Genomic DNA, 12,770 nt, shown 5'->3' on the forward strand with positions numbered 1-12,770 from the left:
GAAACCGGCCTCTGCTTTTTTGCTTCTACTGCAATATAGAAAAGGATAACTGATACAAACAAAAAGCCCGGTGCTAAGACAGCACCGGGCTTTTTGTTTGTATCAGTTAGTTGAGTTTAGCGAGCTTTTTGTGCTACCGGAGCAGCTGTCGCTTTTTTGTCATCTTTAACTGTGTCTACTACAATTGGTGTAGCGATAAACAGGGATGAGTATGTACCAAATACAACACCGATAATCATAGCCAGTGAGAAGCCGCGTAGCACTTCACCACCAAAGATGAAGAGAATCACAACTACCAGGAACAATGTCAGGGAAGTGATGATAGTACGGCTAAACGTGCTGATCAAAGCAGGATTAACTACCTCTCTGATAGTCAGACGCGGGTTATCGTTGATGTACTCACGTACACGGTCAAAAATTACCACTGTGTCATTGATAGAGAAACCGATAATGGTCAGAACCGCTGCGATAAACACCTGGTCCATCTCATAAGAAATTCCGAACAGATCCAGGATAGAGAATATGGCGATGATCATCAGGGCATCGTGCAGCAAGGCGATAACACCACCAAGGCTAAACTGCCACTTGTTGAAACGAATCATTACATACAGGAAGATACCCACTAGAGCCAATACCATGGCGATCAGGGCGGTGTTCTGGATGTCGTCGGCCATTGTAGCACCAACCTTAGAAGAACTCAGCACTTCTGGGTTCAGGTTATTGTATTGCTGCAAACCTGTCATCAATGCTGTTTTTACCTGCTCATCAGCTTCGATGCTTTCATCGTCTGCCAACCAGCTGGTAATTACTTTAACACGGTTTGATGCGCCAAAAGTTTTAACTTCAGTACCCTGGTTCTGGAAGTCGTCTACAAGCGCAGTACGCACATCGGAAGCAGGAACAGCCTGATCAAACTCTACAACATAAGAACGTCCACCTCTGAAGTCTACACCCAGGTTAGGACCGCCGTTGATGTACATGGCAACAAAACCGAATACGATCAGGCCAAGTGAGAAAATATAAGCAGCCTTTCTATACTTCATTACATCAAAAGTGATGTTTCTGAACATCTTACCTGCAAGCAATGTAGAGAACGAAAGTTTTCCACCTTTCTTAAAGGCATTCTCAACAAATAGCCTTGAGATAAATACAGAGGAGAAGAATGAAGTAACGATACCGATCATCAGTGTAATGGCAAAGCCTTTTACCGGACCAGAACCGAAGAAATAAAGAATGAAACCTACCAGGAAGGTAGTAACGTTCGCATCCAAAATAGTGCTGAATGCTTTCTCATAACCTTTGTTGATCACTTCACGCATCGAAAGCCCTTTCATGGACTCTTCCCGCATACGCTCAAAGATAAGTACGTTCGCATCTACGGCCATACCTAGTGTAAGTACGATACCGGCAATACCAGGAAGTGTAAGGGCAGCATTAAACTGTGCCAGTACACCAAGTATGAAGAACACGTTGAAAAGCAGGGCTAAGTCAGCGATGAATCCACCACGGCTATAGTAGGCGATCATGAAAATTACCACGATCACGAAACCAGCCAAAGTAGATATCAGACCTTGCTGAATTGCTTCCTGACCAAGTGACGGTCCTACAACAGCTTCTTCTACGATACGCGTTGGAGCTGGCATCTTACCTGCTTTCAGGATGTTTGCTAAGTCTTGCGCTTCTTCTACAGTAAAGTTACCAGAGATAGAAGAGCTACCACCAGTGATCTCGCCCTGAACTACCGGAGCAGAGTATACATAGTTGTCAAGTACAATTGCAACCTGGCGACCTACGTTATCACCTGTCAGGCGAGCCCATTTCTTAGCGCCAGTTGGGTTCATGGTCATGTTGATCTCCGGACGACCAGTCTGGTCAAAGTCCTGGCGGGCATCGTTGATAGCATCACCTGCCAGAGGGGCCTTTCCATCACGACCTTTTTTGATAGCATAAAACTCTACAAATTCCTGGCGGTTATCGCCGGCAATTGGCTTAACACCCCAAAGGAACTTCATATTAGAAGGGAATATTGCACGTACTTCAGGACGGCTGAAGATGTCGTTGATCTTAGCAGTGTCGCGTACGTTTGCACCCAGGCCACCTGGCATTTGAGTGAAAAGGCTAGCCAGAACACCTGCCTGAGAGTCGTTAGCTAAAGAGTCAAGCTGAGAAGCTGCTGTATCTGTTTTGGCTGAAGCGATAGCAGTAGAGTCAGAAGCGGTAGAGTCAGTAACAGCGGCCTGAGCCAGAACGTCTGCAGAAGCATTTTCTACAGTAGCTGCGTTACCGGTAGCTTTACCGGCATCAGTTGAAGTAGCGGCAAGGTTTAAGTTACCAGCTTTTTTCTGCTGTTCGAGGTACTGACCAAGTTGCATGAAATAAGGGCCGAACTCCTGAGGAGACCATACTTCCCAGAATTCCAGGTTAGCCATGCCTTGTAAAAGCTTACGAACTCTATCCGGGTTATCAATACCCGGTAGCTCAATTTGGATACGGCCAGTACCCTTCAGGCGCTGAATGTTTGGCTGGTTTACACCGAACTTATCGATACGGGTACGCAGGATGTTGAATGAACGACCGATGGCATCCTCAACTTCCTTTTCAATCACATCAATTACCTCAGCGTTAGTTGACTCGTAGCTTATTTTGCCACGGTTAGCAGTGTTTGAGAAAATGCGGCTCAGTCGTCCGTTTGGTTCAACTTCGCGGTAAGCCTGCTCAAACAGGGTAGTAAAACGCTCCTGGCTGTTTTTCTGTAGTTCCTGGGCGCGATCTAAGGCTTTTAAGAAGCCAGGGTCTTTGCTGTTACCAGACATAGACTTGATGATCTCAACAGGAGAAACCTCCAGAACCACGTGCATACCACCTTTAAGGTCAAGGCCCAGCCCCAGTTCATTTTCTTTTACCTCCTGGTAAGTCATGCCTAAAAACACAGGTTCTTTCCAGATAGAATCCAGGTAAACCTGCTGCTTAGCCATATTTACATTGCCTTGTGCATCAGTAGCGTATAGTTCCGCTTTGTTCTGCACACTGCGGGCAATAAAAGAGAATGACAGATAGTAAAGGCAAAGTGCCGATACGATCAATGTCAATACGATTATTAACGATTTGTTCCGCATTGTTTAATTAGTGAAAAGTATAGAAAAAAATAATTTTGATCAGGTTTAATGGTTGTCAGCCAATGCTTTATCATAACTTATGTAAAAGCCGACTCGTTCCTGCGAAATCGTATTTATGCCAAAGCAGGCTACAAATACAGCTACATGAAACGTAAATAGAAAAAGGAAAAAGCCCCTAGGGAGCGTTGGGTTGAATAGTGGTAGGTAGGATTTGGGCTACAAATCTGATTCCGGGAGGAATAGTAGTGTAAGCTGGCAAAAGAATATCGGCAGGCTTGGCAAACGTAGGCTGCTGGAGTGGCTCCACAGCTTGCTGAAGGTTTAGGGCTACAAATGAAGTGGTAGCCTCTAAAGATACTTTTTGCTTAACTACTGCTTTGTGCCCGTGGTCCGGCGCATCTGCTAACCGACTATCCGTCTGTTGCGGTGCGCCATCTGCCGTAGAAGTATAAGCCACCACCTCCTGACCGTTGAGCATTAGCGCCCACAGGAGGGTAACAGACATCAAAAGATGCTTAATATGGCTTGATATGTTCTTCGCTTTAGGCATGTATAACCACAAATGTAGTGTTTCTTCTGAAAAAATCAGAAATACTTAGCGGTTAATATCAATAAAACGTTTAACATCCTGCTTTTTACCGATAAGAATCAGAATATCAGACGGATAAATAATGGTGTCAGCTTTCGGAACCCCGATTATGTGCTCTACCTGGGTTGGTTTTCCATCCTGTATCTCCTCAAAAAAACGTTTGATGGTTATCAGGTTGAGGTTATACTTTTCGCGAAGCGAAATTTTAGAGATGCTGCGATTTGCTACGTTACGCGGAGCATTGATCTCCACGATCTCATAGTTATCCGGCAATGGGAGGAAAGTACGGATGCTTGGCTGTAGTAACCTTTCCGCTACTGTTTTGCCTACTTCGCCTTCCGGGGAAAGGATTTCCTGTACGCCCATTTTCTCCAGAATCCGGCGTTGCTGCTTGTTAGAGGCACGGGTAATTACACGTTTAATGTTTAGCTCCTGCAGGTTGGCTGTTGTAATGAGCAAGGCCTCAAAATCTTCGCCAATGGCCACGATCACAGCGTCCATGTCCTGAATGTTCTGTGCTTCGAGGGCACGGATATCTGTTGCATCGAGAGCGACGGCATAAGCAACATCGTCCTTGATCGCTTCTACATGATCTTCATTGTAGTCGATAGCGAGTACCTCGGCACCACGTTCTGCCAGGGTTCGGGCAATAGAGTTGCCGAAAATACCCAGGCCAATTACTGCAAATTTGCTCGTCATGCTTTTGTTTTAGCGTTAAGGAAAGTTGTTAGTACTTCCAGCCCCTTCTCAAAGTTGTTGTTATTAGGGATAATGATGTCTGCGTCGTTCTTATACGGCTTGATATACTTTTCGTAAGTCGGCGCCACATGCTGCGTGTACCGGTACAACACATCATCAAGATCATACCCTCGTTCCACTTTGTCGCGCACGATCCGGCGCTGCAACTTAATGTACTCTTTTGCATCAATGTACACTTTCAGGTCGAGCAATTTTGCCACTTCCTCAAAATAAAAAACAAAGATACCCTCCACAACCACAATAGGGGCAGGCCTGAACTCAAGCTGCTTAGGTACTATGTTAGGGTTATTAAAAGTATACTCGGTGCGGTAAACAGTTTCGCCCTGGCTCACTTTAAGGATGTCGTGCGCGTAGGCTTCATCGTCGATACAGGAAGGGAGGTCGAAATTAACGACGCCGTTTCGGTCTTTTGTCTGGTATTCCCGGGGCTTATAATAATTGTCCTGGGAGATAAGGCACACGTTTTCAGGTGCGAACGACGTCAGTAGCTTGTTCAAAAAAGTGGTTTTTCCTGAAGCACTACCTCCTGTGATCCCGACTATAAATGGCTTTTGCATAGGAAGCTTAGGTTTCAGACTGCAAAATTAAGACATTATACAGAACAAGCCCACAAGCACAGGTAATAAATTTGGACATTATTAGCGGGTACTTAAAAAAACGACCAGTTTCTGAACGGCACGTCCTCTGTGGCTGATAAGATTTTTCTCTTCCGGGGTCATTTCTGCAAATGTTTTGTTGTACCCCTGCGGCATAAATACCGGATCATAACCAAAACCTTTGTTGCCTTGCCAGTCTGTTGTTATAGTTCCCTCTACGATGCCCTCAAACTGATGTTCTTTTCCATCCAGAATCAGAGTGATGCAGGTGCGGAATCGTGCCCTGCGGTTTTGGTGCGGCTCCAGGTTTTTTAACAGGTGTTGTATGTTATCGCTATCAGAACGCTGTGGGCCGGCATACCGTGCTGAGTAAACACCTGGGGCACCTCCCAGCGCTTCTACCTCCAGGCCTGTGTCATCTGCAAAGCAGCTAATGTTAAAATTATGCCACACATACTCGGCTTTCTGGCGCGAGTTGCCTTCCAGTGTGTCCTGCTCCTCTGGTAATTCTACATGGCAGCCTATGTCTTCAAGGCTTAGCAGTTTATACTTTCCTGCCAGCATCTGGCTTACTTCGGCAATCTTATGCTTGTTGTTAGTAGCAAAGCAGAGTTGTTTCATGAGGTTAACTTAAAATATTGAAGCTTTGATGTGCAGGCAGCAAAGTATAAAAAAGAGCGCCTGCCTGGGTGTTTAATGCAGGTATGCGCTTGTTTCTTCATGTGTAAGCGCTACCTCTACATGATCTTTGAGTGTGGTTGCCAGTGAATATCCTGTATAAGTGGCGGCTACCGGGTAAAGCGGGTGGTGCCTGTCTATAAGTGTTGCAATTTCCACCTTCTTCGGGTTTAGCTCAAGAAAGGAGCGTAAAGCATATGCCAGTGTTTTGCCGGTATTCAGAACATCGTCTACCAGTACAACAGCTTTATTGGTTATACCCGTATCATCGGGCCCCAGTGAAACCGGTGCATCCAGCGGAGTTGCTTTGTTTAAATGCACATGCAGCAGTTGTACTTTGATAGGAGAAATGGATGCCAGTTGACTGGCCAGCATGCTGGCAAGCGTATAGCCGTTCTCATGTATGCCTGCTAATACGAGCTCCTGCTCTTCAAAATTGCGCTCAAAGATCTCATAAGCCATGCGTATGATCTTCTGTTCTATTTGCGCTTTGGTAAGGATCAGGTTGTGCTGTTGTGTTTGTGGCGTCATGGTTTGTTTAGCAAAGAAGTGTCCGAGCCTGTCGATGTTTCAGACAAATTTAACAAGATAATTGCATCAGCTGCAGCTTTTTATCATGTTGTAAAATAATTTGGCGTATAACATTTTACTTTCCAAAATTCTTGTTAAATTTGCAGTCCGATTTAGAATTAAGGTTAATTAACGTTTATAATAATGAGAAAAGGCATTCACCCAGAGTATAGAGAGGTGGTTTTTCAGGATATGACCAGTGATTTCAAATTCATCACTCGTTCTACAATGACTTCTGACGAAACTATCACGATGGAAGACGGAAAAGAGTATCCAGTAATCAAAGTGGAAGTTTCTTCAGCTTCTCACCCTTTCTACACTGGTAAGAACATCTTCGTGGACACTGCAGGTCGCGTAGAGAAGTTCAACAAGCGTTACCAAAAGAAATAAGCGGTTAATTCCGGTTAAAACGTTTTAAAAGAAGAGTCTTCCTGAGAATATCAGGAAGACTTTTTTATTTTTGTACTTATGAATATTATTCTCTTCTGTGACCCCGTCATTAAGCAGGATCTGCTGCCCCTGACTTTTACCAGACCTGTATCTGAAATAAGAGTAGGCATACTGACTATTTCTGAAAAATGGCGTGAGATCACAAATCTGCCAGTCTCTTATCTGACTGATAAGTACCTCGCCCAGAAATATACGATGGAAGATAATCACAGCAACTTCTATGTAAATGGCGGTTTACTGCCTACTGATGAGTTGGTGCAGGAGATACTATCACTCAAGTTAGGGGAGGCATTGTACAGCGGGGATACCTTGCTGGCTATGAACGGCGATAACCTGAATCTGACAAATATTACAGACATAAAGGATGCCGCTACTAGTAAGCGCCGCGACTGTACGAATGGCTGCAATTTAGTGCGCAACCTTTGGGATATATTCCTCCTGAACGGAGAGGAGATCCGAAGAGACTTCGCACTTGTTACGGCCGGAAAAGTAAGCCATCCGATTTATGATAAGCATACAATTGTTTATAATGAGGAGAATATCTTTATAGAAAAAGGGGTAAAGATTCGGGCGGCCATACTCAATGCTGAAAACGGGCCTATTTACATTGGTAAGAATGCCCAGATACACGAAGGGGCTGTTATTAAAGGGCCTTTTGCCCTGGGGGAGGAGAGCCATGTGAATGTTGGTGGTAAAATGCGCGGAGATGTCAGTATTGGTCCTTTCTGTAAAGTAGGTGGTGAGGTTGCGGCTTCTGTGATTTTCGGGTACACCAACAAAGGTCATGAAGGGTATTTGGGCAATTCAGTATTAGGCGAATGGTGCAACATCGGAGCCGATACGAATACTTCTAACCTAAAGAATAATTATGCAGAAGTAAAGATCTGGAACTATGCAAAAGGCGGCTTCAAAAGTACAGGGCAACAATTTTGCGGCCTGATCATGGGCGATCATAGTAAATGCGGGATCAATACCATGTTTAATACGGGTACCGTTGTTGGCGTAAGTGCCAACATATTCGGAGCAGGTTTCCCGCGTAACTTTATTCCTTCTTTTGGCTGGGGCGGAGCCGCAGGCTTTGAAACGTTTCAGCTGCGCAAAGCTTACGAAGTGGCAGAGAAAGTAATGGAACGCCGTCATAAGTTGTTCGATGATACAGAGAAAGCCATACTGGAGCATGTGTTTAATGAAACACAACAATACCGGGTGTGGGATAAAAAAAGTTAAGTAAGAATTAATTAGCTAAGGTGCAGTTTTCACAGATAATAGGTCATCAGGAGGCAAAAGCTTTATTGCTGAAATCAGTGCAGCAGAACCATGTGGCGCATGCGCAGCTGTTCCTGGGGCAGGAGGGCAGTGCGAATCTTGCCTTGGCAATGGCTTATGCTACGTATATAAATTGCGAGAATAAGCAGCCTCATGATTCATGTGGAACATGCAGTAGCTGTGTAAAGATGAACAAGCTGGTGCACCCGGACTTTAACTTTGTGATGCCGGTGACCAACACAAAGAGCGTTAGCAAAGATGCACTTAGTAATAAGTTCATGAACGAATGGCGCGAGTTTGTGCTGGCCAGCCCGTATCAGGGGTTAAATGAGTGGATGCAGCACATCGGTGCCGAGAACAAGCAGGGGATAATTTCTAAAGAAGAAAGCCGGCAGTTGGTAAAGCTGGTTTCGCTGAAGGCATTTGAGGGAGACTATAAAATTGTAGTTATCTGGTTGCCGGAACTGATGCACCCTACTGCGGCCAATGCTTTGCTCAAGTTATTGGAAGAGCCACCCGCCAAAACACTGTTCCTGTTAGTGGCGCAATCAGCAGAAAAGTTGTTGGCAACCATTACTTCCCGTACCCAGATAATGCAGGTGCGTAATTTTACGCAGGAAGAAGTGATGCAGTTTGTGCAGGAGAAGTATAATGCAAGCCCTGAAACAGCTTACCAGGTAGCGCAGTTGGCCGAGGGAAATTTTAATGCTGCAGCCAAACTTACCACTGAGATCAGCAGCGACTATTTTGCCTTTTTTACCGATTGGATGCGAAACTGCTATAGTTATAAGTTTGGTGAGGTGATAGATATGAGCGACAAATTTCAGGTGCTGGGCCGTGAAAACCAGAAAAACTTTTTACTGTACGCGCTCAGTCTCTTCCGTAAAGTAATGCTTTATGGTGTAGACGAAGCCCTTGTTTCATACTTACCACCTGCAGAGCTTGAATTTGTTCAGAGGTTTTCCAAATTGATCACAGGTGACAATGCAGGCCAGTTAACCGAAGAATTAAATCAGGCGCATTACCATATCGAACGAAATGCAAATCCTAAAATGGTCTTTGTAGATAGTTCAATACAGATTGCAGGATACCTGAGAGGTAAAAATTAACCAGTAAAGCACTAACAGCTTATTGAAGTAGTACCGGCAGGCTTCCGTATAAATGGGGTTGATAGTGAAGTAGCCAGCACGTAAAACAGATACTTATGCAAGACAATATAACAGACAAAGCGATACGAATTGGTACCCGTGGCAGCAAACTGGCTTTATGGCAGGCAGAGCATGTGGCAGAAAAACTACAGGCTGCAGGTTACAAAACGGAGCTGGTGATCATTAGTACCAAAGGAGACCAGGTGCTGGACCGTTCATTGGATAAGATCGGCTCGAAAGGCGTTTTTACAGAAGAACTGGAAGTTAGTTTGCGAGAGGGAAGCATAGAGGTTGCTGTGCACAGTGCAAAAGACGTGCAGTCTACTATACCAGGTGACCTGGAGCTGATTGCATTTATGGAGCGTGAAAAAGTGAACGATGTAATCCTTAGCTTCGATCCTGATTTTAAACTGGAGCGTGAGAGCAATGCCATAATCGGTACATCCTCAACGCGCCGAAGGGCACTACTAAAGAAGTACTATCCGAATGTAACTACTGCTGAGTCCAGGGGTAATTTACAAACGCGTTTGCGTAAGCTGGAGGAAAAGCAGTTTGATGCGCTCATGCTGGCATACGCAGGTGTAAAAAGAATGGGTTATGACGACTTGATCGTGCATACTTTTCCGGAAGAGGAGTTTGTGCCGGCAGCAGGGCAGGGTAGTGTTGCCATAGAATGTGCCCGATCGCTTGATTCGGAACTTAAGAGCGGATTAAAGAAGGCGCTTAACCATACTGAAACCCATATTTGCCTCCTGGCAGAACGTGCATTTCTGAGAACAATGGAAGGAGGCTGTAGCATTCCCTCTTTTGCTCTCGCAACGCTGATAGAAGACGGAATCAGTATAACAGGAGGTATTGTCAGCCTTGATGGGAAAATCCTTCTTCAGGACACCCTTACAGGGCCAACAGTTACCGCAGAAGAGTTAGGCGAGCAACTGGCAAACGATACGCTGAGCCGTGGCGGTGAAGAAATACTGGAAAGCATCAGGCGCGAACGCACCGAAATCTGATAAAGTATAGAACCAATTAAAGCAAATGGCCGCTTCTACTTTAGAAGCGGCCATTTGCTTTAACAGATACCTATAACAGGCAAAATTATACTTGTGCTGCTGCTACTGCTTCTTCAGTTAACGGTTTCTTTTTAGCGGAACGTACATACGTTAAGAAAGCCTGCATTTCGCGTTTCACAACCGGTGCTAACAAGTAAAGCCCAATCATGTTCGGGATGCTCATGGCAAACAGCATGGCATCGGAAAATGCCACGACACTATTAAGTTTAATAGGCGCTCCCAGTACTACAAATGCGCAAAACAGAACCTTAAAGCTAATCTCAGCTGCTTTGTTATTGCCAAAAAGGTAAGTCCAGGACTTAAGCCCGTAGTAAGACCATGTGATCATAGTGGAGAAAGCGAACAGAATAACGGCTGCTGCCAATACCAGTGGGAACCAGTCTATTACCGTAGCGAAGGCAGTAGAAGTTAGAGCTATGCCGTCTCCGGTATCCATTTTGTAAGACCCCGTTACCACGATAACCAGGGCCGTCATTGTGCAGACCACTACTGTATCAATAAATGGCTCAAGGGAGGCAACGAAACCCTCCGTTACCGGCACATTTGTTTTTACTGCAGAGTGAGCGATGGAAGCGGAACCGATACCAGCCTCATTAGAGAAAAGCCCACGGCGTAAGCCCTGAATCATGACACCTACTAAACCACCAGCCAAAGCACTGCTGGAGAAGGCGCCTTCGAAAATGGCTACAAAAGCAGCAGGGATGTTTGTGAAGTTAACAGCAAGAACTATCAAGGCTGATAATATGTAGATACCGCACATAAACGGAACCACCTTTTCGGTTACTTTGGCAATACTCTTCATGCCTCCCAGAATTACGAGGCCAACAAGCACGGCCATTATCAGGCCAAACATCCAGGCATTACCACCCCCGAAAAATGAGGCCGGCCCGCCAGTAACAGCAATGAACTGCTGTGTAGCCTGGTTTATCTGGAACATGTTACCCGCGCCTATTGCACCGCCTATGCACATAATAGCAAAGAAGGCGGCCAGAAACTTACCTGCTCCAGCCATGCCTCTTTCTTTCAGGCCTTTGTTCAGGTAATGCATAGGGCCACCTGAAACAGTGCCGTCCTCATGTACATCCCTGTATTTTACGCCTAGTGTGCACGATACAAATTTAGACGACATACCCAGTAAGCCAGCCAGTATCATCCAAAAGGTAGCGCCAGGGCCACCCAGTGAAATAGCAATGGCAACACCGGCAATATTCCCTAAGCCAACAGTTCCGGAAACCGCAGCTGTTAAGGCCTGAAAATGAGACACCTCACCAGGAGCACCAACTTGGTTATACTTGCCCCGGACTATATCTAATGCGTGCTTAAAACCACGAATGTTTATAAAGCCAAGATATACCGTGAAAAAAACAGCGCCCAGCAGGAGCCACACCAGGATGAGTGGAATACCGGTAGTGTCTGAAATAGGTACTTCGTAAAAAATAACGTCAGAGATCAGCTGAGCGGCAGGGCCAACAGCAGCGTCTATTTGTTCGTCTACAGAAGCTTCGGGTGCTCTTGCAAACAGGCTAATGACAGAAGAAAAACAAAATCCGGCTGTTAATAAATATTTTTTCATCAAATATGGTTAGGTTGATTTGTCAGTATCTTAAATTTAGCTTTTTCCGGGGGCAATGTAAAGTTTGAAGCCGGATTACATCGGTCTGTACATATAAAAAGTCATATAATACAATGTAATAAGACTTTTTATGACCAGATTACCTGCTTGGGGCCTGCATCCTTCTTGTTTATATTAGCAGCTGGGATAAGTAAATGCGCTGCAATACATGCTTATTTTGCTTATACCCTATATCGAAAATACTTAAATTTGATTTCAGGCATTAGCAAAGTGCCTGCAAACCGTACCAAAACGCATTTTAAAAGATGAAATCACTTAAAGTTATTGCCATACTGGCCATCGTTGTACTTCAACAACCCCTGGTGGCGCTGGCTCAGAAGCCAAAAGGGAAAGATCAACTGGTAACTATTGAAACTCCGCAGGGAGAGATCAAACTGGTCTTATTTGAAGATACGCCACTGCATCGGGATAATTTTCTGAAATTAGCAAAGGAGGGTTACTACGACGGAACCACTTTCCACAGGATTGTAGATGGTTTTATGATACAGGGAGGAGATCCGAACTCAAAGGACGACAACCCGATGAACGATGGAACGGGAAATCCGGGTTACACGGTCCCTGCTGAGATAAAGGCCAGTCATAAACACGTGCGCGGTGCAGTAGCGGCAGCCAGAAAAGGCGACATGGTTAATCCGGAGCGGGAGTCCAGCGGTTCTCAGTTTTACATAGTAGAAAACCATGATGGCACGCCTATTCTGGACCAGGCTTATACTGTTTTCGGACAAGTAGTGGATGGTATGGATGTGATCGATAAGATTGCCGAGCAGCCAAAAGATGGCCGTGACAGACCGCTGTCAGATATTAAGATGAAGGTAAGTGTGGAGAAAGTGAAGAAGAAAAAGATCGCCAGAAAGTACGACTACGATTACAATACGCAAACACTGAAGAAATAATA

Annotated in this window: 12 protein-coding genes; 5 read left to right on the forward strand and 7 right to left on the reverse strand. The window is 45.1% G+C overall.

The annotated features are described in order from the left end of the window. Positions 1-116: 116 nt before the first annotated feature. The 6 genes from secDF to ACSX1A_RS20155 form a co-directional block, all read right to left on the reverse strand. Positions 117-3,116 carry a protein translocase subunit SecDF gene (gene secDF, locus ACSX1A_RS20130; protein ID WP_439881426.1) on the reverse strand — a complete coding sequence of 1,000 codons (3,000 nt, stop codon included), beginning with the start codon at positions 3,114-3,116 and terminating at the stop codon, positions 117-119. A 175-nt stretch (positions 3,117-3,291) separates the two neighbouring features. Next, the gene (locus ACSX1A_RS20135) at positions 3,292-3,621 is read right to left on the reverse strand and encodes an RNA methyltransferase (protein WP_439881427.1); all 330 of its coding nucleotides are present in this window, start codon (positions 3,619-3,621) and stop codon (positions 3,292-3,294) included. A 90-nt stretch (positions 3,622-3,711) separates the two neighbouring features. Next, complete coding sequence (locus ACSX1A_RS20140; protein ID WP_439881428.1) at positions 3,712-4,404, reverse strand: potassium channel family protein; 693 nt, start codon at positions 4,402-4,404, stop codon at positions 3,712-3,714. Then, complete coding sequence (locus ACSX1A_RS20145) at positions 4,401-5,021, reverse strand: uridine kinase family protein (protein ID WP_439881429.1); 621 nt, start codon at positions 5,019-5,021, stop codon at positions 4,401-4,403. The genes ACSX1A_RS20140 and ACSX1A_RS20145 overlap by 4 nt, the downstream gene beginning before the upstream one ends. Before the next feature lie 81 nt (positions 5,022-5,102). After that, a complete protein-coding gene (locus ACSX1A_RS20150; protein WP_439881430.1) occupies positions 5,103-5,681 on the reverse strand; it encodes a non-canonical purine NTP diphosphatase in 579 nt (192 codons plus the stop codon). Positions 5,682-5,753: 72 nt separating this feature from the next. After that, positions 5,754-6,269: a phosphoribosyltransferase family protein gene (locus ACSX1A_RS20155; protein WP_439881431.1), complete on the reverse strand. Its 516-nt coding sequence runs from the start codon at positions 6,267-6,269 to the stop codon at positions 5,754-5,756. A 183-nt stretch (positions 6,270-6,452) separates the two neighbouring features. Between ACSX1A_RS20155 and ACSX1A_RS20160 the strand changes: the two genes are divergently transcribed. The 4 genes from ACSX1A_RS20160 (at position 6,453) to hemC (ending at position 10,182) form a co-directional block, all read left to right on the forward strand. Next, positions 6,453-6,698, forward strand: a complete 246-nt coding sequence (locus tag ACSX1A_RS20160; RefSeq protein WP_439881432.1) for a type B 50S ribosomal protein L31 — start codon at positions 6,453-6,455, stop codon at positions 6,696-6,698. Between the two features lie 78 nt (positions 6,699-6,776). Next, complete coding sequence (locus tag ACSX1A_RS20165; protein ID WP_439881433.1) at positions 6,777-7,985, forward strand: GlmU family protein; 1,209 nt, start codon at positions 6,777-6,779, stop codon at positions 7,983-7,985. Positions 7,986-8,005: 20 nt separating this feature from the next. Next, complete coding sequence (locus ACSX1A_RS20170; RefSeq protein WP_439881434.1) at positions 8,006-9,133, forward strand: ATP-binding protein; 1,128 nt, start codon at positions 8,006-8,008, stop codon at positions 9,131-9,133. 95 nt (positions 9,134-9,228) lie between these two features. Next, positions 9,229-10,182, forward strand: a complete 954-nt coding sequence (hemC, locus tag ACSX1A_RS20175) for a hydroxymethylbilane synthase (RefSeq protein ID WP_439881435.1) — start codon at positions 9,229-9,231, stop codon at positions 10,180-10,182. An 85-nt stretch (positions 10,183-10,267) separates the two neighbouring features. On the opposite strand, the gene ACSX1A_RS20180 is transcribed toward hemC, so the two are convergent. Next, a complete protein-coding gene (locus ACSX1A_RS20180) occupies positions 10,268-11,815 on the reverse strand; it encodes an alanine/glycine:cation symporter family protein (RefSeq protein WP_439881436.1) in 1,548 nt (515 codons plus the stop codon). 305 nt (positions 11,816-12,120) lie between these two features. Between ACSX1A_RS20180 and ACSX1A_RS20185 the strand changes: the two genes are divergently transcribed. Beyond that, positions 12,121-12,768, forward strand: coding sequence for a peptidylprolyl isomerase (locus ACSX1A_RS20185; RefSeq protein WP_439881437.1), 648 nt, complete (start codon positions 12,121-12,123; stop codon positions 12,766-12,768). Positions 12,769-12,770: the final 2 nt, after the last annotated feature.

The organism is Pontibacter sp. MBLB2868, from assembly GCF_051904785.1.
Classification (GTDB): domain Bacteria; phylum Bacteroidota; class Bacteroidia; order Cytophagales; family Hymenobacteraceae; genus Pontibacter.

Excerpts from the sequence above, each read along its gene's own strand:
- secDF (WP_439881426.1), bottom strand. The coding sequence starts at position 3,116 with ATGCGGAACAAATCGTTAATAATCGTATTGACATTGATCGTATCGGCA.
- ACSX1A_RS20135 (WP_439881427.1), bottom strand. The coding sequence starts at position 3,621 with ATGTCTGTTACCCTCCTGTGGGCGCTAATGCTCAACGGTCAGGAGGTG.
- ACSX1A_RS20140 (WP_439881428.1), bottom strand. The coding sequence starts at position 4,404 with ATGACGAGCAAATTTGCAGTAATTGGCCTGGGTATTTTCGGCAACTCT.
- ACSX1A_RS20145 (WP_439881429.1), bottom strand. The coding sequence starts at position 5,021 with ATGCAAAAGCCATTTATAGTCGGGATCACAGGAGGTAGTGCTTCAGGA.
- ACSX1A_RS20150 (WP_439881430.1), bottom strand. The coding sequence starts at position 5,681 with ATGAAACAACTCTGCTTTGCTACTAACAACAAGCATAAGATTGCCGAA.
- ACSX1A_RS20155 (WP_439881431.1), bottom strand. The coding sequence starts at position 6,269 with ATGACGCCACAAACACAACAGCACAACCTGATCCTTACCAAAGCGCAA.
- ACSX1A_RS20160 (WP_439881432.1), top strand. The coding sequence starts at position 6,453 with ATGAGAAAAGGCATTCACCCAGAGTATAGAGAGGTGGTTTTTCAGGAT.
- ACSX1A_RS20165 (WP_439881433.1), top strand. The coding sequence starts at position 6,777 with ATGAATATTATTCTCTTCTGTGACCCCGTCATTAAGCAGGATCTGCTG.
- hemC (WP_439881435.1), top strand. The coding sequence starts at position 9,229 with ATGCAAGACAATATAACAGACAAAGCGATACGAATTGGTACCCGTGGC.
- ACSX1A_RS20180 (WP_439881436.1), bottom strand. The coding sequence starts at position 11,815 with ATGAAAAAATATTTATTAACAGCCGGATTTTGTTTTTCTTCTGTCATT.
- ACSX1A_RS20185 (WP_439881437.1), top strand. The coding sequence starts at position 12,121 with ATGAAATCACTTAAAGTTATTGCCATACTGGCCATCGTTGTACTTCAA.